Genomic DNA, 22,635 nt, shown 5'->3' on the forward strand with positions numbered 1-22,635 from the left:
CCCGCCCGCCCCCCCCCCCCCCCCCCCCCCCCCCCCCCCCCCCCCCCCCCCCCCCCCCCCCCCCCCCCCCCCCCCCCCCCCCCCCCCCCCCCCCCCCCCCCCCCCCGCGCGGTGCTCTCGCAGGAGTACCTCGGGGTGCTGATCGCGACGGTCGTGCTCATCCTCGGGATCGGCGCGTTCTACCCGCGGTTCCTCGAGTTCGACCAGCTGATGGCCATCCTCAACCAGGCCACCTACATCGGGATCCTGGCCTGCGGGATGGCGTTCCTGCTCGCGATGCGCGAGCTGGACCTCTCCGTCGGCTCGGTCTACGCCCTGACCGCCCTGGCCTGCGCGATGCTGGTGCAGAGCGGGCTCAACTCGTGGCTGAGCGCCCTGCTGGCGATCGTGGTCGGCGGTGTGCTGGGGCTGTTCAACGCCCTGCTGATCCAGTACTTCAAGCTGCCCTCGATCGTGGCCACCCTCGCCACGCTGGCCATGTTCCGCGGGCTCACCCTGGCGCTCAGCGACGGCACGCAGGTGCTCGGGCCGCCGGTCGACGACTCCTTCTCGCAGGTCGTCGGCGGCAACATCGCCGGCGTCCCCGTCCCCGGGATCGTCCTCGTCCTGGTCGCGGTGGTCCTCACCGTCGTGCTGCGGGCGACGCCGTTCGGCTACCGGATCCGGTCGATCGGGTCCAACCCCGAGGCCGCCGCGTTCAGCGGCATCCCGGTCAACCGCGTCCGCATGCAGGCCTTCGTGCTCAGCGGCGCGCTCGGCGGGCTCGCCGGGGTGCTGACCATCGGCTACCTGGGCGCCTCGGACCCCAACACCGGCAGCGGCTACGAGCTGCTCGCCATCGCCGCCGCGGTCATCGGTGGCACCTCGCTGGCCGGCGGCAAGGCCACCATCGTCGGCGCGGCGCTGGGCGCGGTCCTGCTCGGCGTCGTGGGCAGCGGCCTGGCCTACTTCAGCGTCCCCATCAACTGGAACCAGTTCGCCACGGGCGCGGTCATCCTGGCCGCGGTCTCACTCGACAGCGTGGTCCGCCGTCGGCGAACGGCCGGCCGGAACAGCGGCCCGCAGCTGTAGGACCGGCGCCGGCCCGCCGGCGTCGCCCCCCGAACACCCAGGCGAGTCCTCGCTCCGCGTCGCCTGGGCACCCCCACCCCGCCCGGGCACCCGGGCACATCCCCCAGGAGGAACATCGTGCGCACACGTTCGGCGGGGACCGGTCGCACCGGTCCCGCGCTGCGGGCCTCCCGCCCGCTGATCGCCACGGCCATGGTGGTGCTGGTCGCCGCCTGTGGCAGCAACGGTGGCGGTGGCGGTGGCGGTGGGGGAGGTGGTGACGCCGCCGCGGCCGAGGATCTCAACATCGCCTTCATCGCCGCGGACGGCAGCCAGAACTTCTCGCAGGAGATGCTGGCCGGTGCCGAGGCCGCCGGTGAGGAGCTCGGCGTCGACGTCCAGGCCATCGCGCCCACCAAGCTCGACGGGCCCGCGCAGGTCAAGATGTTCGAGGACGCGATGCGCACGGCCACCGACGGCATCGCCATCATGACCCTCACCCCGGACCTGCTGGTGCGGCCCGAGGCGCGCGCGGTGCAGCAGGGCATCCCCGTGCTGGCCGTCGACACCGCCCCGCTGCCCGGCTCCAACGTCACCAGCTACCTGGGCAACGACAACGTCGCGGCGGGGGCGATGCTGGCCGAGGAGGCGATCCGCCGCCTGCAGGAGGCCGGGACCACGGCCGGCTCGGCCGTCGTCGCCAGCCCGATCCCCGGCGTCCCGGCACTGGACAACCGGGCGCTGGGCATGAAGCAGGCCTTCGAGCAGGGCATGCCCGGCTTCGAGGTCGTGGGTCCGGTGGCCAGCGCGCCCGACCCGACGTCGAACTTCAACACCTGGAACAACCTGGTCTCGGCCAACAGCGACGCCTCGGTGTTCCTCGACGCCGGCGACGCCGCCCTCGCCTCCCTGGCCCGGATCAACCGGGACAACGGGGGCCGGTTCCTGACCGGTGCCTTCGACCTCAACGAGGCGGGCGTCCAGGCGGTGGCCGACGGCACGAACTTCGCCGCCGCCGACCCGCAGCACTTCCTCAAGGGCTACCTGGCCACCCGGCTGCTCATCGAGAACGCCCTCGGCGAGCGGGAGCTGTTCGAGGGCTGGTGGGTGAGCACGGCCGAGCTGGTCACGCAGGAGAACGTCGCCGACATCCAGGCCCGCCAGGAGTCGGACGAGAACAAGCGCGAGTACTACGGCCCCATCATCGACGAGCAGCTCGCCAACCCGCCCATCAAGGACCTGGAAGAGGCGAACTAGCCGTGCTGGAGGCGCAGGACATCCGCAAGGCCTACGGCGGGGTCGTCGCCCTGGCCGGCGTCGACCTCACCGTCCGGCCGGGGAGCGTGCACGCGCTGCTGGGGGAGAACGGCGCGGGCAAGTCGACGCTGGTCAAGGTCCTCGTCGGCGCCGTCCGGCCGGACGCGGGTGTCCTGCGCCTCGACGGCCGGGAGCTGCGCATCGGCAACACCGCCGACGCCGTCGACCAGGGCATCGCGGTGGTGTCCCAGGAGCTGAGCCTGTTCCCGGACCTCGACGTGCTGTCCAACCTGTTCCCGATGCGGGAGATGCGCCGCGGTCCCCTGGTGGACCGGCGGCGGATGGCCGAGCGGGCGCGGCCGGTGCTCGACGAGCTCGGGCTCGACGTCGGGCTGGAGGACCCGGTCGAGCACCTCCCGCTGGACCAGCGCCAGCTGCTGGAGATCGCCCGCGCGCTGGTGACCGACCCGCGGGTGCTCATCCTCGACGAGCCCACCTCGGCGCTGCACGCCGAGGAGGCCGACCGGCTGCACGACGTCGTGCGCCGGCTCCGGGCGCGCGACGTCGCGGTCGTGTACGTCTCCCACCACCTGGAGGACGTGCTCGCCGTGAGCGACGAGGTCACGATCATGCGGGACGGCCGGGTCGCGGTGCCCTCCGCGCCGGCGAGCACGCTGACCGTCGACCGGATCGTCGCCCACATGCTCGGCGACAAGGTCGCGGCCATCGTCGAGGAGCGGTCCCACCAGGGGCAGGCGATCGACGACGGGGGACCGGCGCTGCGGCTGGAGCGGGTCACCGTGGACGGGCAGCTGCGCGAGGTGGACCTCGCCGTCCCGTGCGGCCGGGTCGTCGGCCTCGCGGGCGTGGCCGGCGCCGGTCACCGGGCCGTGCTCGGCGTCGCGGCCGGGGTCGTCCGGCCCGACGAGGGCCGGGTGGTCCTCCCGGACGGCGCGGCGCTCAAGCCGTCCATCCGCGGGGCGATCAGCCAGGGGGTCGCCATCGTCTCCGGGGACCGCAAGCGCTTCGGGGTCATGCTCGACAAGCCGATCTGGGACAACGTCGGCCAGGTCGGCTCGGTGGCGCTGCGCCGCGACGGGGCCTTCGTCCGGTCCGGCCGGCTCAAGGAGCGTGCCCGCGAGCACGTCGAGCGGCTGGGCATCAAGACGCCGTCGGTCGACCAGGAGGTCGGCATGCTCTCCGGCGGGAACCAGCAGAAGGTGGTCTTCGCCAAGTGGCTGGAGGCCGCGCCCTCGGTCCTGCTGCTCGACGACCCGACACGGGGCATCGACGTCGGCGCCAAGGCGGAGATCTACAACCTGCTGCGCGGGCTCGCCGACCGGGGTGCGGTGCAGATCGTGGCGTCGTCCGACCCGCGGGAACTGGCCGCGGTCTGCGACGAGGTCGTCGTGTTCTACGACGGCCGGGTCTGCGCCCGCCTGACCGGCCGGCACCTGGACGCGCACACCATCCTGGAGGTCATGAACACCGGCGTCGCGCCCGAGGGAGCCGGCACCCCGGGCTGACCGGCCGCGGGTCGGCGGTCAGCCGGGCCGGCGCCCGGTGACCAGCCACGCCGCGGACCCGTAGGTGACGCCGTCGGGGCTCTCGTGCGCCGCGAGCGACTCGCGCAGGGCCCCGACGGCCTCCTCCCGGCGCCCCGGGTCCAGCCCGTCGAGCATCCAGCCGAGCTGACGGAGCAGGAACTCCGCGGCGTCCGCCGCGTCCCTCCCGAAGTACATCGGGAGCTCCAGCGACTCCAGGTGCACGTCGCGGAAGCCGGCCGCGGGCAGGAGGTCGGAGATCCGCTCGGGGTCGCTGAGCGCGAAGGGGCCCGGCCGGCCGGGCGGGGGCAGGGGGAGCTCCCGGCCCGCGGCGAGGGCGTTCCGGCACGCGGTGATCCACTCGTTGCGCTCCAGCGACTGCCACGTGAGCAGCACCAGCCGGCCCCCCGGCCGCAAGGCGTCGCCGATGTTGCCGAGCGCCGCGACGGGATCGGCGAAGAACATCGCGCCGCTGCGGCTGATCGCCACGTCGTAGGCCCCCGGCTCGAACCGGTGGACCTGGGCGTCGGCCTGCAGGAACGTGATGTTGCCCAGCCCCGCCGCGCGGGCCCTCGCCCGGGCGACCTCGAGCATCCGGGCGGAGAGGTCCACCCCGAGGGCGTGCCCGTCCGGGGCGAGCCGGGCGGCGTCGACGGTGGTCCGCCCGTTGCCGCACCCGATGTCGAGCACGCGGTCGGCCGGGCCGATGGCGGCCGCGGCCAGGAAGTGCGGGTGGTACGCGCGGACCGCGTCGTCGAAGCGGTCGGCGGAGGCGGCCCACTGGGCGCCCTCACCGCCGTCCCACGCGCGGGCCTGCTCGGCGTTGCCCGGAGCGACACGGAGCGTCGTGGTGTCGGTCACCGTGGTCACCTTCTCGGCGGCTAGTCTGCTCCCGAAGGGACTATGCGTTCGGCTTACTCCCCTTGGGAGGACCATGTCAACCCCCGGCGCGCTCACCACGACCTCGTACGCCATCCTCAGCCTGCTCGCCGTCCGGCCGTGGAGCACCTACGAGCTCACCCGGCAGATGGACCGCAGCCTGGGCCGGATGTGGCCGCGCGCGCAGAGCAAGCTCTACGAGGAGCCCAAGAAGCTGGTCGCACACGGCCTGGCGACGGCGCGCACCGAGCCGGTGGGGAAGCGGTCGCGCACCGTCTACTCGATCACCGACGCCGGCCGGGAGGCGCTGGCCGCCTGGCACCGCGACCCCGGGAGCGGCCCGGTGCTGGAGTTCGAGCAGCTGCTCAAGATCAGCTTCGCCGAGCACGGCACCAGGGAGGACGCGCTGGCCACGCTGGCGGCCGCGCGGGCGTGGGCCGAGGAGCGCAACCAGGAGAACCGGTCGGCCGCGGAGGCCTACGCCTCGGGGCGGGGCCCGTTCCCGGAGCGGCTGCCCGAGGCGATGCTGGCCGGTCGCTTCCTCACCGACTTCTACCGGCTGGTCGCCGACTGGGCGGACTGGGCGAGCGCCCAGGTGGCGGACTGGCCCGCCGACCCGGCGGCCGCCCGTGCCGACGAGGCCGAGGTCGCCGAGATCGCCCGCCGGGCCGACTGGTGACGCCGCGACGGCCGGAGGACCGGTGACCGGCAGCACGCTGCGCCGGGTCGACGCCGCACTGGAGTTCGCGCCGCGGGGACGCCGGGCGGTGCCGTACATCGTGCTGCACGTCCTGACCGCCAACCTCGTCGCCGTCGCCGTCGTCGCCCTGCTGCTGTTCGCCCTGTCCGCCGGGGCCCGCGACCCCGCCGGACGGACGGCCATCGTCCTGTCCGCTGTCGGCTTCCTCGCCCTGGCCCTGCCGCTGGGCATCCTGGCGGTGCTTCGCCGGCAGCGGCTCACCGCCGCCTGGTTGCGGGAGAGCCGGCCGCCCCGGCCGGAGGAGGCCGCCCAGGTGCTCCGGCTGCCGGTCGACGTCGCCCTCGTCGTCGCCCTCGGCTGGCTCGGGGGCGCGGTGGTCGTGGGGGTCGTGGGCGCGGTCGCCTCGCAGCTGTCCCTGGTCGGACTGCGGTTGGGGCTGGCCGCGCTGCTCGGTGGAGTGGCGACCTCCGGCCACTGCTACCTGCTCACGTTGCGCCTGACCCGGGGACTGACCGCCCGGGCCCTCGCCGCGTACCCGCCGGCCGGCGCGCTGGTCCTGGGCGTGCGGCCGCGGCTGCTGCTCACCTGGGCGCTGACCAGCGGCGTCCCGCTCGTGGGGCTCACCCTCCTCTTCCTCGACCCGAGCAACCCCGAGGGTCCGCCGAGGGACGCGGTCGTGTTCCTCGCCCTGGCGTCGCTGCTGATCGGCTTCGTGGCCACGCACCTGGCGGCCCGGGCGGTGGGCGCGCCGCTGCGCGACCTGCGCCGGGCGGTGCAGCGGATCGGCGAGGGCGACCACGACGTGCGGGTCACGGTGGACGACGCCGGCGAGATCGGCCTGTTGCAGGAGGGCGTCAACACCATGGCGGCAGGGCTGGCCGAGCGGGAGCGGCTGCGCGACCTGTTCGGCCGGCACGTCGGGACGACGGTCGCCCAGCAGGCCCTGGCCACCGGCGTCTCCCTGGGCGGTGAGGTCCGCACGGTCGCTGCCCTGTTCGTCGACATCGCCGGCTCGACGACGCTCGTGCGGCGCACCGGGCCGGAGGAGATGGTCGGCCTGCTCAACCGCTTCTTCGCCGTCGTCGTGGCGACCGTGGAGGACGAGGGCGGCCTGGTGAACAAGTTCGAGGGCGACGCGGCGCTGTGCGTCTTCGGTGCGCCCACCGACCACCCCGACCCCGCCGGGGCGGCGCTGCGGGCGGCCCGGCGCATCTGCACCGCCGTCGCCGCCGCGGGCGAGGTCGACGTCGGCGTGGGGGTCGCCTGTGGCCCGGTGTGGGCCGGTCAGGTGGGTGCGGCGAGCCGGCTGGAGTACACGGTGATCGGCGACCCGGTGAACGAGGCGGCCCGGCTCACCGACCTGGCCAAGGACCACCCCGGCCGCGCCGTGGTGTCCAACAGCGTGATCCGGGCCGCCCGTGGCCACGAGGCGCAGTACTGGGCGCCCGGCACGGTGGTCGAGCTGCGGGGCCGGGACGAGCCGACGCAGACCTGGGTGCTGACGATCGGCTGAGCGGGCCCCGTCCCGAGCCGGCCAGGGGTGGGGCGGGCAGGCCGCCCTCAGACCGCCGCGGCCTGCCCGCCCCCGGTCGGCATCCGCCCCGCGGTCGGGTGGGACTTCACGACCACGAGGACGTCGTCGGGCTGCAGCGTGCCGATGAGCGGGTCGTCGAAGCGCAGCGTCCGCCCGCCGCGGGTCACCGACAGCACGATGTCGCGCAGCTGCCGCGGCCCGAGGCCGACCTCGTCGGCCGTGACCCGCCGCTGCTTGAGGTCCAGGCCGTGGCCGCCGGTGACGAGGTCCTCGACGACGGCGACCACCCGCGGGGCGTCGGTGGACAACCCCAGCAGCCGGCCGGACGTCGCCGACGTGGTGATGACCGTGTCCGCGCCGGACTGGCGCAGCAGGTTGGCGTTCTCCTCCTCGCGCACCGAGGTGGTGATCGGCACGCTGGGGTTGAGCTGCCGCACGGTGAGGGTGATGAGCACCGAGGCGTCGTCCCGGTTGGCCGCGACGATCACCGCCCGCGCCCGCTCGACCGAGGCCCGGCGCAGCACCTCGGTGCGGCCGGCGTCGCCGACGATCCCGGTCAGCCCGACGGAGTTGGCCTCGTCGATGGCGCGGGGCTCGGGGTCGACGACGACGATCTGCTCGAGCGGGGTGCCGTTGGCCTGCAGGGAGCGGATCGCGCTGCGCCCCTTGGTGCCGTAGCCGCACACGATGACGTGCTGGCGCACGCGGGACCTCCAGCGACGGATGCGGAACTCCTCCCGCGAGCGCGCGGTCAGCGCCTCGAGGGTCGTTCCGATGAGGACGATCAGGAACATGATGCGCAGCGGCGTGATCACCAGGATGTTGACCAGCCGGGCGCCGTCGGTGATCGGCGTGATGTCGCCGTACCCGGTCGTGGACAGGGTGACCGTCGAGTAGTAGATCGCGTCCAGCAGGCCGATGCCGACCTGGTCGCCGTCGCGATAGCTGTCCCGGTCCAGCCACACGATGAACACGGTGAAGGCGAGGACGATGGCCGCGATGACGACCCGGCGCCACACCTGGCGGGTCGGGGACTCCTCGATGTGCGCCAGTTGGACGCCGGCGTGCTCGGGGGTCCCGTCACCGGTCGGCATGGTCACCCCGCGGACGATAGTGAGCCCGCGGCGCTCCCGCGTGAGCGCCGCACCCCTCCGGGTGAGTCGGAGGGGTGCGGCGGCCGGCGACGGGGCCGGGTCAGCCGCCGGTGGCCGCGGCGCGTTCCCGGGCGGCCAGCTCCCGCTTGAGCACCTTGCCGGCCGCCGACACCGGGATCGCGTCGATGAAGACGACGTCGCGCAGCCGCTTGTAGGGGGTGACCCGCTCGTTGACCGCGGCCATCACCGACTCCGCGGTCAGCGCCGCACCGGCCGCGTCGCCCCTGCGGACGACGTAGGCCACCGGCAGCTCCCCGGCCTGCTCGTCGGGGCGGCCGACCACCGCGGCGCCGGCCACCCCGGGCACGCCGAAGAGGACCTCCTCCAGCTCGCGCGGGAAGACGTTGTAGCCCTTGTAGAGCAGCATGTCCTTGGTCCGGTCGACGATCGACAGGTAACCGTCCTCGTCGAGCACCCCCACGTCGCCGGAGTGGAACCAGCCGTCGGCGTCGATCGCCTCGGCGGTGGCCTCGGGCCGGTGCGCGTACCCGCGCATCACCTGGGGGCCGCGGATGCACACCTCGCCGCGCTCGCCGGGCGGCAGCGGGTCGCCCCCGCCCAGCGGCCGGATGCTGATCTCGGTGTCGAAGACCGGCACGCCGACGGTGCCCGCCTTGCGGGTGCCGGAGCGGAACGTCGGGTTGCCGGTGGCCTGCATGGTCACCTCGGTCAGCCCGTACCCCTCGCCGATCACCGCCTCCGGCAGCAGCGCCCGCAGCGCCTCGATGAGGGGCACCGGCAGCGGCGCGGCACCGCTGGAGACCCCGCGCACCGACGACAGGTCGGCCTCGGCGATCCCGGGGACCTGCAGGAGCGCGACGAACACCGGGGGAGCGCCGCCGATCGAGGTCACCCGGTACCGGACGGCGTCCTCGACGTAGCGCACCGGGTCGAAGCGCATGTGGATGACGGTCGTCGTCCCCGCCATGACCAGGCCGTTGAGGTAGCCGATGGCGCCCATGGCGTGGAACCACGGGGTCAGGTTGATGATCCGGCCCTCGCCGAGCCGGGTGGGGACCTCGTCGGGGCCGAGGACCTGGCGCAGCGTCACGTCCCCGGCGGTGTCGAGCTCCGGCAGCGACCCCGACGTCCAGCAGCCCGACTGTAGCACGTTGGTGACCACGTTCCGGTGCGGCAGCTCGACGCCCTTGCTGACCCCCGTGGTGCCGCCGGTGTAGGCCAGGTGCGCCAGGTCGGTGGCGACGTCGAGGTCCGCGTCGAGGTGGCGGTCGGAGGGGTCGGCGGCAAGCAGGTCGGCGAGGTCGACCTCGCCGGGGCCCAGGCCGTCGAGGCGGGCGGCGAGGTCGGTGGTGTGCGCGGCGCCGGTGACCACGACGGTCTCGACCGCGGTGCCCGCCAGCGCCGTCCGGACGAGGGGCAGGACCTGGTCCCAGGTGACGAGCACGCGGGCGCCGGCGTCGGCCAGCTGCGCGGCGAGGTCGGCGGCGGGCAGCAGCGGGTTGGTGGGGGAGAAGGTGGCCCCGGCCAGCAGGACGCCGTAGTAGACGGCCGGGTACTGCCGGCAGTTGGGCACGTGCACCGCGACGACGTCACCACGCCCGACGCCTGCGTCGGCCAGCCAGTTGGCCACCGCGTGCGCCCGGTCGGCCAGCTCGGTGAAGGTCAGCTCGGCGCCGGAGTCGACGAACGCCACCCGGTCGCCCCAGCGGCGCGCCGCCGCCCGCAGGATGGAGCCGACCGGCACCGCCGGGTAGTCCAGCGCGCGCGGCAGGCCAGGTGGCCAGCTGTGCGCGGAGGGGCTCGGCGGGGCCTCGGCGGCGGTCATGCGGGTCCTCTCTCTGCGGGGGTCCTCAGCGTGGCGCACGTCACAACGCGTGTCGAGGCCCCACCGTGGGTGAGGATGGGCCGATGAGCGACCAGCGCACGGCCCTCGTCCTCGGGGGCGGCGGCATCACCGGCATCGCGTGGGAGATCGGCGTCCTCGCGGGTCTCGCCGAGGCGGGGATCGACCTCACCGGTGCCGACCTCGTCGTCGGCACCTCCGCCGGGTCGGTGGTCGGCGCGCAGGTCACCGCCGGCGCGGACCTGGAGACGCTCCACGCCCGCCAGCTCGAGCCCCCGACCGGCGAGAGGGCGGCGCGGATGACCCGCGCGGCGCTGGCCCGCTACGGCTGGGCGATGCTGCGCAGCCGGGGCAGGGACGTCGAGTTCCGCCGCCGGGTCGGCGCGCTCGCGGTCGCCGCCGAGCAGGCCGGGCTGACTCCCTCCGAGCAGGAGCGGCTCGACGTCATCGGCTCCCGGCTGGTGAGCACCGAGTGGCCGGACCGGGCGCTCACCACCACCGCCGTCGACGCGCAGACCGGCGAGTTCCGGACCTTCACCCGGGACTCCGGCGTGCCGCTCCTGCTGGCCGTCGCCGCGAGCTGTGCGGTGCCGGGGGTCTACCCGCCGGTGACCATCGACGGCCGCCGCTACGTCGACGGCGGGATGCGTTCGGCGGCCAACGCCGACCTCGCCGAGGGCTACGACCGGGTCGTCGTCCTCGCGCCCATCCCGCGGGGCGTGGGGCCGATGGCGAGCGTCGACGCGCAGGTGACCGGGATGGTCGCCCGCGTCGCCGTCGTCTCGCCGGACGAGGCCTCGCGGACGGCGATCGGGCGCAACGTCCTCGACCCCGCCGCGCGGGCCGGGTCGGCCCGGGCCGGCCGGGCCCAGGCGGCGAGCGTGGCCGAGCAGGTCGCCGAGGCCTGGCAGGGCTGAGCACGGCCCGTCCAGGGCACCGCCCCGAGCGTGCGAGGGCCGGGGGAGGACGGGGTCCTCCTCCCACTCAGACGGCGGGGTCGGCGACCAGCGAGCCGGCGGAGTGCTCCTCGCGCAGGCGGGTCTTGAGCACCTTGCCGCTGGGGTTGCGCGGCAGCGCCGGGACCAGCGAGTACTCCCGCGGGTTCTTGTAGCGGGCCAGCCGCTCGCGGCACCAGGCGGAGAGCTCGGCCGGTGTCGGCGGGTCGGCCGGGTCCCGCGGGGCGACGACGGCGTGCGGCGCCTCGCCGTAGCGGGGGTCGGGGACGCCGATCAGCGCCACCTCGCCGACCTTCGGGTGGGCGGCGAGGACGTCCTCGACCTCGGCGCAGTACACGTTCTCCCCGCCGGTGATGATCATGTCCTTCTTGCGGTCGACGACGTAGAGGTAGCCGTCCTCGTCCTCCCGCACGAGGTCGCCGGAGTGGAACCAGCCGCCCGCGAAGGCCTCCGCGGTCGCCTCCGGCTTGCCCCAGTACTCCTTCATCACCATCGGGCTGCGGTAGACGATCTCGCCGACCTCGCCCTGGGGGACGTCCTCCATGGCGTCGTCCACGATGCGGACCTCGACGTTGAGCATCGGGGTGCCGATCGAGCCGATCTTGCGCACGGCGTCCTCGCCGCGGAGGAAGCAGGTGACCGGGCTGCACTCGGTCTGCCCGAACGCGGTGACCACCTCGGCCTGCGGGAACGTGTCGATCATCGTGCGCAGCAGCGTCGTCGACGCCGGGGCGGCGCCCCAGGAGATGCGCCGGAGCGAGGAGAGGTCGCGCTGTGCGATGTCCGGGACGGCGACCACCGCCGCCCACGTCGCCGGCACCAGGAAGATGTTGGTGACCCGCTCCCGCTCGATGAGGTCCAGCGTCGCCACCGGGTCGAACCCGCCCGACCGCAGGATGACGTGCGTGCCGCCGAGCAGCAGAGCTGGCAGCCCGCCGGCCAGCCCGGCGATGTGGAACAGCGGCGCTCCCGGCACGGCGACCCGGTCGCCGGGGTCGACGCCGAGGTGGGTGACCTGGCTGAACGCGTGCACCAGCAGGTTGCGGTGGGTGAGCACGGCGCCCTTGGGGCGGCCGGTCGTGCCGGAGGTGTACATGATGAACGCCGGCGCGGTCTCGTCCACCTCGACGTCGGGCGGCGGCGCGTCCGCGGCGGCCAGTGCCGCCTCGTACTCCTCGCCGATGGGCAGCACGGTGCGGACGCCGGGCGCCTGCTCGCGGGCCTTGGCCGCCACCTCGGCCGTCGCCGCGTCGACGACCATCGCCGCGGCGCCGCTGTCGGCGAGCACGTGGGCGACCTCGTCGGCGACCAGCCGGAAGTTGACCGGCACGACGACGGCACCCAGCCGCACCCCGGCGAGGTAGGCCTCCCAGACCTCGAGGGAGTTGAGCCCGAGGACGGCGAGGCGGTCGCCGGTGCCCACGCCCCGGTCGGTCAGGGCGCGGGCCAGCCGGCTCACCCGCGCGTCGAGCTCGGCGTAGCTGCGTCTCGTGCCCTCGAACAGGAGGGCGACGGCGTCCGGCGTGCGCCGTGCCCAGCGGGCCAGCTGGTCGCTCGCGGTCATGCCGCGGCCCTGCAGCCGGGGGATCTCGATGCCCACGGGCCCTCCTCGCAGAGTGGGACCCGCGTCATGCTCACGACGACGTCGGCCGCGGTCAACCCTGCCCGTCGGGAGCCGTCGTCAGGCGAGCACCCGCTCGGCGAGCCGCTTCCACAGCACCAGGTGCGGGTCGGTCGCGGCCGGGCGGTCCTCGAACGCGTACACGATGGCGACGCCGCGCATGCTGGTGAACAGCAGCTCGCAGGTCTCGGCGTAGAGCGGGGCCGCGGCGATCTCCGGCCCCCAGATCTCGTCGGCGACCGCGCGGATGGCCGCCCGCAGCCGTCGCTCCTCGGCCCGCAGCGCCGCACGCAGCTCGGGGTCGGTGCGCGCCGCCGTCCACAGCTCCACGGCGGCCCAGAACGGTGGCTCCTGGAACGTCGCCCACATCAGGTCGATGGCGCGGTCGACCCGCTCGGGGCCGGCCGGCTGGTCGGCCATCAGCGCCGCGGCCCGCTCCCGGACGGCGGCCAGCACGGTGGTCGACAGGTGCTCGGCGGCGGCCACCAGCAGCTCGGCCCGGCTGGGGAAGTGGTGCAGCAGCCGCCCGCGGGACACCCCCGCCCGTGCCTGGACGGCGAGCGTGGAGGCGCCGGCGTAGCCGTCCTCCACCAGGCAGGCGACCGCCGCGTCGAGGATCAGCGCGCGGCTGCCGGCGGTCCGCGCCGACCGCGAGCGGGGGCCGGGCGGCGCGGCGGGGTCGGCGGTCACCCGCGCGAGCGTAGGGGGAGGCGGCGCTCCCGAACAGTCACCGTTGACCGTTCCGTGTGACCGCTGTCACGCTGCGGCCGGACCCCCGCCCGGCCGAGGAGAGGCGCCGCCCGTGGACTTCGACGACACCCCCGACGAGGCGGCCTTCCGCGCCGGCGTCCGGACCACCCTCGCCGAGCACGCGGCCGAGCTGCTGCACGTCGGCCCCGGCGAGGAGGCGGTCGACGCACGCACGCACGAGGCCGCGCTGCGCCGCTCCCAGCGGGTGCTGGCCGAGGCCGGCCTGGTCGGGATCACCTGGCCGCGGGAGTACGGCGGCCGGGGCGGCACGCTGGTGCAGCAGGCCATCGTGCAGCAGGAACTGGCCCGCGCCGGCGTGCCGACGCTGATCAACCACATCGGCCTGGGCATGTGCGGTCCCACCGTCATCGGGCACGGCAGCGAGGACCAGAAGCGGCGCCACCTCGCCCGGCTGCTGCGCGCCGACGACGTGTGGTGCCAGCTGTTCAGCGAGCCGGCGTCCGGCTCCGACCTCGCCGCCCTGCGCACCACCGCCGTGCGCGACGGCGAGGAGTGGGTGGTCAACGGCCAGAAGGTCTGGACGACGCTGGCGCACGTCGCCGACCTGGGCCTCCTGCTCGCCCGCACCGACCCCGACCGGCCCAAGCACGCCGGGCTGACGATGTTCGTCGTCGACATGCACGCCCCCGGGGTGACGGTGCGGCCGCTGCGGCAGATGGTGGGCTCGGCGGGCTTCAACGAGGTCTTCTTCGACGACGTCCGCATCCCCGACAGCGAGCGGCTCGGCGAGCCGGGGGAGGGCTGGCGGGTCGCGCTCACCACGCTGATGAACGAGCGGGTGGCGATCGGCGGCGCCGGCAGCGACCTCGGCCTGCCGGTGGAGGCCCTCGTCGCCACCGCCCGCGACCGGCTGCCCGGGCTCGACCCCGACCGGCAGGTCCTCGCCCGGCAGGCGGTGGGCCGGGCGGTCGTCGCGTCCCTGGCCACCCGCTACACGGGGTACCGGCGGTTCACGGTGCTGAGCCAGGGCGGTGTGCCCGGGCCGGAGGCGAGCGCGGGCAAGCTCGCCGGCACCGCCGCGGCGAAGCTGGTGGCCGACGCCGGCGTCCGGCTGCTCGGCGACGACGCGGTGTACGCCGCCACCGCCGACGGCGACGACACCTGGCAGCGCACCCAGGGGTACCTGCCGGGGCTGGCCATCGCCGGCGGCACCGACCAGGTGCTGCGCAACATCCTCGGCGAGCGGGTGCTGGGGCTCCCACCCGAACCGCGCAGCGACAAGGACGCGCCCTTCGCGGGAGGCAGGCGGTGAACTTCGACCTCGGCCCCGACCAGCGCGACGCCGCCGCCGGCGCCCGCGACTTCTTCCGCGGCACGGCGTCGGCCGCCGCCGCCCGCGCGGCGCTCGAGGGCGGGGCGGTCGCGCCCGGCCACGACGCGCTGGCCGGCATCGGGTTCCTCGGCATCACCGTGCCGGAGTCCGCGGGCGGCGCCGGCGGGTCGGTGCTCGACCTCGCCGTGGTCGCCGAGCAGGGCGGGGCGGTGCTGGCCGGGCCGTCGCTGGTCACCGCCGCCCGGGCGGCCGTGCTGCTGGGGGAGCACCCCGACCTCGCCGCGCAGCTGGCCGACGGGTCGGCGCGGTTCGCCGTCCTCGACGGGCCGGGAACCGGCTCGGCGCCGTCGATCGACGCGGCCGGGGCGACGCTGTTCCTCGGCCTGGACGACGGCGCGCTGGTCGTCGGCGAGGGCGAGGCCACCCCGGGCCGGCCCATGGACGCCACCCGCGGCCTGGCCTCGGTCCGGCTGACCTCCCGGCGGGTGCTGGCCGACGACGCCACCGCGCTGTGGGCCCGCGCCCGGCAGGTGGCCACCGTGGTGCTCGCCGCCGAGGACCTCGGCGCCGCCGACGCGGCCGTGCGGATGGCCGTGGAGTACGCGCAGCAGCGGGAGGCGTTCGGCCGCCGGATCGGCTCCTACCAGGCGGTCAAGCACATGCTGGTCGACGCCTGGGTCGGGGCCGACCAGCTGCGCTCGCTGGTGTGGTGGGCGGCGTGGGCCGCCGACGCCGCCCCGGACGAGCTCCCGCTGGCCGCCTCGGCCGCCAAGGCGCAGGCCGCCGAGGCCTTCGAGCGGGCCGCCGAGACCTGCATCCAGGTGCACGGGGGCATCGGCTTCACCTGGGAGCACGACGCCCACCTGTACTGGCGGCGGGCGAAGGTCGACCGGCTGCTGCTGGGCGACGCCGCCGAGCACCTGGACACCGTCGCCCGCCTCGCGGTCGCCGGTGCGCTGGGATGACCCCGACCCAACTGCGGTACGACGTCGCCGAGGGGGTCGCGACGATCACCCTCGACCGGCCCGACCGGAGGAACGCCTTCACCGCGGTCATGGCCACCGAGTTGGCCGCCGCGGCCGACGCCGCCGACGCCGACGACGCCGTCCGGGTGGTGGTGGTGACCGGCGCCGGGCGGGCGTTCTGCGCGGGCGCCGACCTCGCCGGCGGGGAGAGCACGTTCCGGGACCGCGCGGCGCGCCCCGACCCGGTGCCCCGCGGCACGGTGGGCGGCGTCCCGCGGGACTGGGGCGGGATCGCGTCGCTGCCCTTCGCCGCGCTGCGCAAGCCGGTGATCGCCGCGGTCAACGGCCCCGCCGTCGGCATCGGCGCCACGCTGACCCTGCCGATGGACGTCCGGATCGCGGCGGAGTCGGCGCGGTTCGGGTTCGTCTTCCCCCGGCGCGGGATCGTGCCCGAGGCCGCGTCGTCGTGGTTCCTGCCGCGGGTGGTCGGCATCAGCCAGGCGATGGAGTGGGTCGCCACCGGCCGGGTCTTCGACGCCGCCGAGGCGCTGCGCGGCCGGCTGGTCTCCCGCGTCGTCCCCGACGCCGACCTGCTGCCCACCGCGCGGGCGCTGGCCCGGGAGATCGCCGACAACACCTCCGCGGTGGCGGTCGGGGCGGCGCGGCAGCTGCTGTGGTCGATGCTCGGCGCGGCCTCGCCGTGGGACGCCCACCGGGCCGAGTCGCGGGCGCTGGTCGAGCTCGGGGCCGGCCCCGACGCCGCCGAGGGAGTGGCCTCGTTCCTGGAGAAGCGGCCACCGCGGTTCGGCGCGCCCCTGGGGGACGGCGCGGTCGCCGGCATCCCGCGCTGGCCGGACCCGCCCGCCGACGCCGCGCCGTAGTGGAGTGGGAGGGACGCGTTGTCCGCGCCCTCCCACTCCACTCCGCATCAGCCCGCGATGGCCGCGACGGGGGAGGTGCGGACGGCGCGGCGGGCCGGGAGCACCGAGGCCAGCAGCCCGGCGACCGTGGCGACGGCGACGATCGCGGCCACCTGCAGCCACGGGACGTCGACCACGACCTCCCCGGCCATGCCCAGCACCGACGCCGTGCCGGTGACCCCGTAGACCCCGCCCAGGACGACGCCCAGCACCGCGGCCACACCGGAGACGAGCACCGCCTCCCACGCCAGCAGCGCGCGCAGCTGGCGGCGGGTCAGCCCGAGCGCCCGCAGCAGGCCGTTCTCCTGCCGGCGCTCCACCACCGACAGCGCCAGGGTGTTGCCGACCCCGATCAGCGCGATCACCACGGCCACCCCGAGCAGCCCGGTGACCACGAGCAGCAGCACGTCGAGCACCTCGTCCATCTGCTGCCGGAGGCTCACCACGCCGGTCACCTGCGCGTCGGTCGTCGCCGTCCCGACCGTGTCGGTGACGGCGTCCACGACCGCGGCCTGGTCCCCGCCGTCGGCCAGCCGCAGCCACAGCTGGCTCACCGCGGCGTCCGGGGCCAGTCGGGCCAGGTCCGTGGCGAGGACGAGCGGCGGGGCGTCGCCGTCGACCACGCGGACCCGGAGGTCCAGTGACCCACCCGCTCCGGAGAGGGGGACCGAGGAGCCCTCGGTCACCGCCCACGAGTCGGCCAGCCACGCGGGGAGGAGGGCCTCGCCGGCCTCGGGCAGCGGGGTGTCGGCGGTGGACCGGAGCACCGGGACCGCGGTGGAGACGTCCACCCCGTAGAAGGTCCACGGCTGCCCGTCGGGGCCGGTCAGGTCGGCGGCCGTCAGCGCCGTGCCCCGGGCGACCCCGTCGACGGCCTCGGTCTGTCCCAGCAGCGACCCGGGCAGCTGCCCGGGGAGCCCGTCCACGACGATGTCGGCCGGGTAGGCCGCGGCCAGGCCGACGGTGGCCGTGGCCCGCGTCGAGGCGGTACCCACGACCATCGCCGTGGTCAGCGTGACCCCGATGAGCAGCGCGGTGGCCGTCGCCGCCGTCCGGCGCGGGTTGCGGGTGGCGTTGCCGGCGGCCAGCCGCGCGGGCACGCCGGTGCGGGCCACCAGCCCGCCGGCCGCCCGGACCACCGGCGGCACCGCCCGCTGGGCCAGCAGCACGACCCCCAGGAAGCTCAGCACGCCGCCGGGGAGCGCGACGAACACGCTGGCCATGAGCACACCGATGGCCAGCAGCGCCGCGCCCGGCAGGAGCAGCAGCAGCCCGAGGGCCAGCCGCAGCACCCCGGGCCGGGAGCGCAGCGGCGCCGGGTCGGCCGGCCGCAGCGCGGCCAGCGGCGCCACGCGGGTGGCCGCCCGGGCGGGGGCGAGCGCGGCCAGCAGCGTGGTGAGGGTGCCGACCGCGAGCCCCGCGACGACGGCGAGCCAGGGCACGGACACCCCCGACAGCGGCACCGGGGACTCGACGCCCTCGGCCAGCGCGGAGACGGCGGCGGCCAGCCCGATGCCCACGCCGACGCCGAGCGCGGAGGCCGCCAGCCCGGTCAGCACCGCCTCGCCCAGCACGCTGCGGCGCACCTGGCGGGCGGTCGCGCCGACGCAGCGCAGCAGCGCGAGGTCCCGGGTCCGCTGGGCGAGCAGCACCGCGAAGGTGTTGGCGATGACCAGCCCGGCGACGACGACCGCGACCGTGCCGAAGACCAGGAGCACCGCGGCCAGCGCCGTGGCGTTGCCCAGCATGCTCGCCGCCCGCTGCTCGGCCTGCTCGGTGCCGGTGCGGACGGTCACCACCTGGCCGTCGAGCGCGGCGCGGACGTCCGCGGCCAGGGCGGCCTCGTCGGTCCGCGGCCAGCCGGCGACGCGCAGCTCGGTCGGGTCGACCGCGCCCCACGCCCGCGCCTGCGCGGGGGTGGTCCAGGCGCGGCCGTAGAGGCCGGCCTCGGGGTCGCCGCCGAGGTCGACCACGCCGGTCACCCTGGCCGGCGCGGTGGTCTCGGTGCCGTCGGCGGTCACGCCGACCACCTGCAGCACGTCGCCGACCTCGGCGCCGACCCGCTCGCTCACCGCGAGCTCGCCGTCCCGGTCGGGCAGGGAGCCGGCCGACAGCCGCTGCCAGCGCAGCGCCGGGTCGTCGGCGACGGCGCCGACCACGAGGAACTGGGATCCCGCCCGGCCGGGCACCCCGGCCTGGACCGACGTCTGCCACTCCGGCGCCACGGCCTGCACACCGGGCAGCGCGGTGAGCGCGGCCACGTCGCCGGCCAGCGACGTGCCGTCGTCGGAGGTGACGACGACGTCGGTGCCGACGTACTGGGCGCCGGCGGCGGTGAGCACCGTGGTGCGGGTCGTCTCGTTGAGCACCAGCGTCGCCACGACGAAGGCGACCGCCAGCACGATCGCCACGCAGGAGGCGACCAGCCGGGCCGCGTGGGCGCGGACCGACGCGAGGGTCACGGAGCGCACGTCAGGCCCCCAGGCCGCGGAGGGCGGACACGACCGAGTCCGGGGTCGGCCGCCGGACCTCGCCGGCGAGCCGGCCGTCGGCGAGCAGCACCACCCGGTCGGCGTAGGCCGCCGCGATCGGGTCGTGGGTGACCATCACGACGGTCTGGCCGGTCTCCCGGACGCTGCTGCGCAGCAGGTCGAGGACCTCCGCGCCGGCCCGGGAGTCGAGGTTGCCGGTGGGCTCGTCGGCGAACACGACGTCGGGGCGGGGGAGCAGCGCGCGGGCGACGGCGACCCGCTGCTGCTGGCCGCCGGAGAGCTCCGCGGGCCGGTGCCGCAACCGCTCCCGCAGACCGAGGCGGGCGACCACCGCGTCGAACCACGCGGGGTCGGGACGACGGCCGGCCAGCTGCATCGGCAGCACGATGTTCTCCCGCGCGTCGAGCACCGGCAGCAGGTTGAACGACTGGAAGACGAAGCCGATGCGCTCCCGGCGCAGCCGGGTGAGCTGGTCGTCGGGCAGCCCGGTCACGTCGGTGTCGCCCAGCCAGACCTGCCCGCCCGTGGGGGTGTCCAGCCCGGCCAGGCAGTGCATGAGCGTCGACTTGCCCGACCCCGACGGCCCCATGATCGCGGTGAAGGCCCCGCGGTCGAAGTCGACGTCCACCCCGGCGAGCGCGCGGACGGCGGTCTCACCGCTGCCGTGGGTCTTCGCCAGGCCGCGGGCGCGGACGGCGGCGGCCGAGGGCGGCGGCTCGCCGGGCACGGTCATGACGGGGACGGGAGCGGACACGAGGGCACCTCCGGGACGGGGATCGGAACGGGGACCAACCTGCCGGGAGGGACCCGTCGCGCGCGTCGGAGCGGGGGGTGATCTCTGGGTCCGCCCCCGGTCCGACCCGGCGTCCTCCCGCGGACGGACGCCTTGACGTGCAGCCTTCTGGCTGCCTAACGTGACGTGCAGCCGGGCGGCTGCACGAGAGGAGCCCGATGGACCTGACCTTCCGCGCACTCGCCGACCCCAGCCGGCGCCGGCTGCTCGACAGCCTGAACGCGCGCCGGGGCCAGACCCTGCGCGAGCTGTGTGCGGGGCTGGACATGGCGCGCCAGTCGGTCAGCAAGCACCTGGCGGTCCTCGAGGACGCCGGCCTGGTCACCACCGTGTGGCGGGGCCGGGAGAAGTTGCACTTCCTCAACCCCGCGCCGATCCAGGCGGTGTCCGACCGGTGGATCAGCCAGTTCGACCGCGAGCGGGTGCGCGCGCTCGCGGACCTCGCGACAGCACTGGAGAGGCAACCGATGAGCAGCCCCGAGTTCGTCTACACGACCTACATCCGCACCTCGCCGGAGCAGCTGTGGCAGGCACTCACCGACCCCGCGTTCACCCGCCGGTACTGGGGGGTGGCCCTCACGTCGGACTGGGCGGTCGGCTCACCGGTGACCTGGCAGGAGGGCGGCGTGACGATCGCCGACCCCGAGCAGGTGGTGCTCGAGGCCGAGCCCGGCCGCCGGCTGGCCTACACCTGGCACACCTTCACGCCGGAGTGGGCGGCGGCGAACGGGGTCGACGACGACCTGCTGGGCCGGTTGCGTGGCGAGCGGCGCTCGACGGTCACCTTCACCATCGACCCGCTCGCCGACGACCTCGTGCGCCTGACCGTCGTCCACGGCGGTCCCGACCCCGGCAGCACCGTGGTGACCATGGTCAGCCAGGGCTGGCCGCACCTGCTGTCGGACCTCAAGACGCTGCTGGAGACCGGCGCGACCCTGCCGGCGCCGGCGTGAACCCTCAGGCGTCGCGCAGCAGGTCGGCCGGCTGCACCAGCCCGGTCCGGAAGGCGAGGACGACGGCCTGCACCCGGTCGCGCGAGCCGGTCTTGGCCAGCACCCGGCCGACGTGGGTCTTCACCGTCGCCTCGCTGACCACGAGGTGCGCGGCGATCTCCGCGTTGGTCGCCCCGTAGGCCATCTGCTCGAGCACCTCCCGCTCCCGCGGGGTCAGCTCGGCCAGCTCGTCGGTGGCCACCGACCGGGGTGCGCTCCCGCGGAGCATGGGCGCCACGTGCTGGAGCAGCCGGCGGGTCGAGCTGGCGGCGATCACCGAGTCCCCGGCGTGCACCGTCCGGACGGCGGAGAGCATCTCCTCGGGCGGTGCGTCCTTGAGCAGGAAGCCGCTGGCCCCCGCGCCGATCGCGGCGACCACGTACTCGTCGAGGTCGAACGTGGTCAGGACGACGACCCGCGGCGGCTGGGGGAGCGCGGTGACCTGCCGGGTGGCCTCGATGCCGTCCACGCCCGGCATCCGGACGTCCATGAGGACGACGTCGGCCGGGGTCCGCGCGAGCAGGGCGACCGCCTCCGCGCCGGTGCCCGCCTCGCCGACCACGGTCAGGTCCGGCTGGGAGTCGATGACCATCCGGAACCCGGCCCGAACCATCTGCTGGTCGTCGACGAGGACGACCCGGACCCGCTCGGTCGTCCCCGCCGTCCCTGCGCCCACCCGTCCCTCGCCGCGATGCCCACCCGCCGCCGTCATCGCGGGGCAGGGTAGGGGAGGACGGCGTGCACGCCGAAGCCGCCACCCGGGCGCGGGCCGGCGTCCACCCGCCCGCCGTGCAGCCGCGCCCGCTCCGCCATGCCCCGCAGTCCCTGGCCGGCCCCGTCGGGCTCCACCATCGCCGCCGAGGCGCCCCGGCCGTCGTCGAGGACCGACAGCTCCAGCGCGTCGGGCCGCCAGTGCAGCCGCACCCAGGCTCGGCTGGCCGGGCCGGCGTGCTTGAGCACGTTGGTCAGCGACTCCTGCACGATCCGGTAGGCGGCCAGCTGCGGACCGGCCGGGAGCTCCCGCGGCGTGCCCTCGGCCAGCAGGTCGACGTCCAGGCCGCTGGCCCGGACCTCCTCGACCAGGCCGGCGATGGCGGCGACGTCCGGCTGGGGGGCGTAGTCCTCGCCGCCGTCCTCGCGGAGCACGCCGAGCAACCCCCGCATGTCCGACAGCGCCTGCCGCCCGGTCGCCGCGATCGCCTCCAGCGCACCGGTGGCGGCCGCCGGGTCGGTCCTCCCGGCGTAGCGGCCGCCGTCGGCCTGGGCGATGACGACCGAGAGGGAGTGGGCGACGACGTCGTGCATCTCGCGGGCGATGCGGGCCCGCTCGGCGGTCGCGGCCAGCCGCATCTCCTGGTCGCGCTCGAGCTCGAGCAGCCGGGCCCGCTCGTGCAGGTCGTCGAGCTGGCGGAGGCGCGCCCGGCGCAGGTCGCCCAGCGCCCAGGCGGCGACGACGGCCACCCCGATGGAGCCGGCGCTGGGGACCAGCGCGTCGCTGGCGCCGAGGGAGAAGTACCGCAGGCCGGCGAGCAGCGCACCGGCCAGGCCCACCCCCAGGCCGGCGCGGCCGGCCCAGCGCGGCGCGTAGGCAGCCAGCGCGTGGACCATCAGCAGAGCGGAGACGTTGGCGACGAGGAAGTCGTCGGAGACGACCAGCTCGAGCAGGCCGGCGGCCACCACGACCGCGGCCGCGCGCACCGGTCTCCGCCGTCGCCAGGCGAGCGGGACGGTGAGCAGGGTCCCGACGACGAAGGCGGTGGCCTCGCTCGGGCTGTACGACTCGTGGGGCAGGAGGACGGTCAGGCACCAGACCAGCCCCGCGATCCCGACGTCCACGCCGGAGGGGTGGGCGCGCAGCCAGGTCTCCAGGCGCGCGAGGAGTGGGTGGCCGTCCATCGGCGACGACCCTAGGCAGCGGCCGGTCCGGCGT

General features: G+C 75.8%; 19 protein-coding genes. 10 read left to right on the forward strand and 9 right to left on the reverse strand.

What is annotated here, in order from left to right:
• Positions 1 to 135: 135 nt before the first annotated feature.
• The 3 genes from ACI79I_RS00005 to ACI79I_RS00015 all read left to right on the forward strand — a co-directional run bounded on the left by ACI79I_RS00005 (position 136) and on the right by ACI79I_RS00015 (position 3,833).
• Positions 136 to 1,071 (forward strand): ABC transporter permease, encoded by a 936-nt coding sequence (locus tag ACI79I_RS00005; RefSeq protein ID WP_456989773.1) that lies wholly within the window; start codon positions 136 to 138, stop codon positions 1,069 to 1,071.
• Positions 1,072 to 1,188: 117 nt separating this feature from the next.
• A complete protein-coding gene (locus ACI79I_RS00010; protein WP_456989775.1) occupies positions 1,189 to 2,307 on the forward strand; it encodes a sugar ABC transporter substrate-binding protein in 1,119 nt (372 codons plus the stop codon).
• 2 nt (positions 2,308 to 2,309) lie between these two features.
• Positions 2,310 to 3,833 carry a sugar ABC transporter ATP-binding protein gene (locus ACI79I_RS00015; protein ID WP_456989777.1) on the forward strand — a complete coding sequence of 508 codons (1,524 nt, stop codon included), beginning with the start codon at positions 2,310 to 2,312 and terminating at the stop codon, positions 3,831 to 3,833.
• A gap of 18 nt (positions 3,834 to 3,851) precedes the next feature.
• On the opposite strand, the gene ACI79I_RS00020 is transcribed toward ACI79I_RS00015, so the two are convergent.
• Positions 3,852 to 4,712 (reverse strand): class I SAM-dependent methyltransferase, encoded by an 861-nt coding sequence (locus ACI79I_RS00020; RefSeq protein ID WP_456989779.1) that lies wholly within the window; start codon positions 4,710 to 4,712, stop codon positions 3,852 to 3,854.
• A gap of 73 nt (positions 4,713 to 4,785) precedes the next feature.
• Here ACI79I_RS00020 and ACI79I_RS00025 point away from each other — a divergent pair, with 73 nt between their 5' ends.
• Both ACI79I_RS00025 and ACI79I_RS00030 read left to right on the forward strand, forming a co-directional pair.
• Positions 4,786 to 5,409 (forward strand): PadR family transcriptional regulator, encoded by a 624-nt coding sequence (locus ACI79I_RS00025; protein ID WP_456989781.1) that lies wholly within the window; start codon positions 4,786 to 4,788, stop codon positions 5,407 to 5,409.
• Between the two features lie 22 nt (positions 5,410 to 5,431).
• Positions 5,432 to 6,943 carry an adenylate/guanylate cyclase domain-containing protein gene (locus ACI79I_RS00030; RefSeq protein ID WP_456989784.1) on the forward strand — a complete coding sequence of 504 codons (1,512 nt, stop codon included), beginning with the start codon at positions 5,432 to 5,434 and terminating at the stop codon, positions 6,941 to 6,943.
• A gap of 47 nt (positions 6,944 to 6,990) precedes the next feature.
• Here the strand turns inward: ACI79I_RS00030 and ACI79I_RS00035 are convergent, their stop codons facing one another.
• Together ACI79I_RS00035 and ACI79I_RS00040 are read right to left on the reverse strand one after the other, a co-directional pair.
• Positions 6,991 to 8,058, reverse strand: a complete 1,068-nt coding sequence (locus ACI79I_RS00035) for a potassium channel family protein (RefSeq protein WP_456990387.1) — start codon at positions 8,056 to 8,058, stop codon at positions 6,991 to 6,993.
• A gap of 100 nt (positions 8,059 to 8,158) precedes the next feature.
• Complete coding sequence (locus tag ACI79I_RS00040; protein ID WP_456989786.1) at positions 8,159 to 9,904, reverse strand: class I adenylate-forming enzyme family protein; 1,746 nt, start codon at positions 9,902 to 9,904, stop codon at positions 8,159 to 8,161.
• An 83-nt stretch (positions 9,905 to 9,987) separates the two neighbouring features.
• On the opposite strand from ACI79I_RS00040, the gene ACI79I_RS00045 reads away from it, so the two are divergent.
• The gene (locus ACI79I_RS00045) at positions 9,988 to 10,839 is read left to right on the forward strand and encodes a patatin-like phospholipase family protein (RefSeq protein ID WP_456989788.1); all 852 of its coding nucleotides are present in this window, start codon (positions 9,988 to 9,990) and stop codon (positions 10,837 to 10,839) included.
• 67 nt (positions 10,840 to 10,906) lie between these two features.
• Here ACI79I_RS00045 and ACI79I_RS00050 read toward each other — a convergent pair whose 3' ends face one another.
• Together ACI79I_RS00050 and ACI79I_RS00055 are read right to left on the reverse strand one after the other, a co-directional pair.
• Complete coding sequence (locus ACI79I_RS00050) at positions 10,907 to 12,478, reverse strand: long-chain-fatty-acid--CoA ligase (RefSeq protein ID WP_456989790.1); 1,572 nt, start codon at positions 12,476 to 12,478, stop codon at positions 10,907 to 10,909.
• An 81-nt stretch (positions 12,479 to 12,559) separates the two neighbouring features.
• Positions 12,560 to 13,189: a TetR/AcrR family transcriptional regulator gene (locus ACI79I_RS00055; RefSeq protein WP_456989792.1), complete on the reverse strand. Its 630-nt coding sequence runs from the start codon at positions 13,187 to 13,189 to the stop codon at positions 12,560 to 12,562.
• Positions 13,190 to 13,301: 112 nt separating this feature from the next.
• On the opposite strand from ACI79I_RS00055, the gene ACI79I_RS00060 reads away from it, so the two are divergent.
• Genes ACI79I_RS00060 through ACI79I_RS00070 form a run of 3 tightly spaced genes read left to right on the forward strand, consistent with a single transcriptional unit; the run spans position 13,302 to position 16,389 of the window.
• Positions 13,302 to 14,522 carry an acyl-CoA dehydrogenase family protein gene (locus tag ACI79I_RS00060; RefSeq protein WP_456989794.1) on the forward strand — a complete coding sequence of 407 codons (1,221 nt, stop codon included), beginning with the start codon at positions 13,302 to 13,304 and terminating at the stop codon, positions 14,520 to 14,522.
• Positions 14,519 to 15,508, forward strand: coding sequence for an acyl-CoA dehydrogenase family protein (locus ACI79I_RS00065; protein ID WP_456989796.1), 990 nt, complete (start codon positions 14,519 to 14,521; stop codon positions 15,506 to 15,508). The genes ACI79I_RS00060 and ACI79I_RS00065 overlap by 4 nt, the downstream gene beginning before the upstream one ends.
• Entirely contained in the window at positions 15,505 to 16,389 is an 885-nt protein-coding gene (locus ACI79I_RS00070; RefSeq protein WP_456989798.1) for an enoyl-CoA hydratase-related protein, read from the forward strand. The genes ACI79I_RS00065 and ACI79I_RS00070 overlap by 4 nt, the downstream gene beginning before the upstream one ends.
• A 47-nt stretch (positions 16,390 to 16,436) precedes the next feature.
• On the opposite strand, the gene ACI79I_RS00075 is transcribed toward ACI79I_RS00070, so the two are convergent.
• Together ACI79I_RS00075 and ACI79I_RS00080 are read right to left on the reverse strand one after the other, a co-directional pair.
• The gene (locus ACI79I_RS00075; RefSeq protein WP_456989800.1) at positions 16,437 to 18,890 is read right to left on the reverse strand and encodes an FtsX-like permease family protein; all 2,454 of its coding nucleotides are present in this window, start codon (positions 18,888 to 18,890) and stop codon (positions 16,437 to 16,439) included.
• A 10-nt stretch (positions 18,891 to 18,900) separates the two neighbouring features.
• Entirely contained in the window at positions 18,901 to 19,674 is a 774-nt protein-coding gene (locus ACI79I_RS00080; RefSeq protein WP_456989802.1) for an ABC transporter ATP-binding protein, read from the reverse strand.
• 197 nt (positions 19,675 to 19,871) lie between these two features.
• On the opposite strand from ACI79I_RS00080, the gene ACI79I_RS00085 reads away from it, so the two are divergent.
• On the forward strand, positions 19,872 to 20,666 hold the full coding sequence (locus tag ACI79I_RS00085; protein ID WP_456989804.1) for an ArsR/SmtB family transcription factor: 795 nt from the start codon (positions 19,872 to 19,874) through the stop codon (positions 20,664 to 20,666).
• A 4-nt stretch (positions 20,667 to 20,670) separates the two neighbouring features.
• Here ACI79I_RS00085 and ACI79I_RS00090 read toward each other — a convergent pair whose 3' ends face one another.
• Positions 20,671 to 21,417, reverse strand: coding sequence for a response regulator (locus ACI79I_RS00090; protein ID WP_456989806.1), 747 nt, complete (start codon positions 21,415 to 21,417; stop codon positions 20,671 to 20,673).
• On the reverse strand, positions 21,414 to 22,601 hold the full coding sequence (locus ACI79I_RS00095) for a sensor histidine kinase (RefSeq protein WP_456989808.1): 1,188 nt from the start codon (positions 22,599 to 22,601) through the stop codon (positions 21,414 to 21,416). The genes ACI79I_RS00090 and ACI79I_RS00095 overlap by 4 nt, the downstream gene beginning before the upstream one ends.
• Between the last annotated feature and the right edge of the window lie 34 nt (positions 22,602 to 22,635).

The sequence above is a fragment of the Geodermatophilus sp. SYSU D01105 genome (assembly GCF_054050095.1).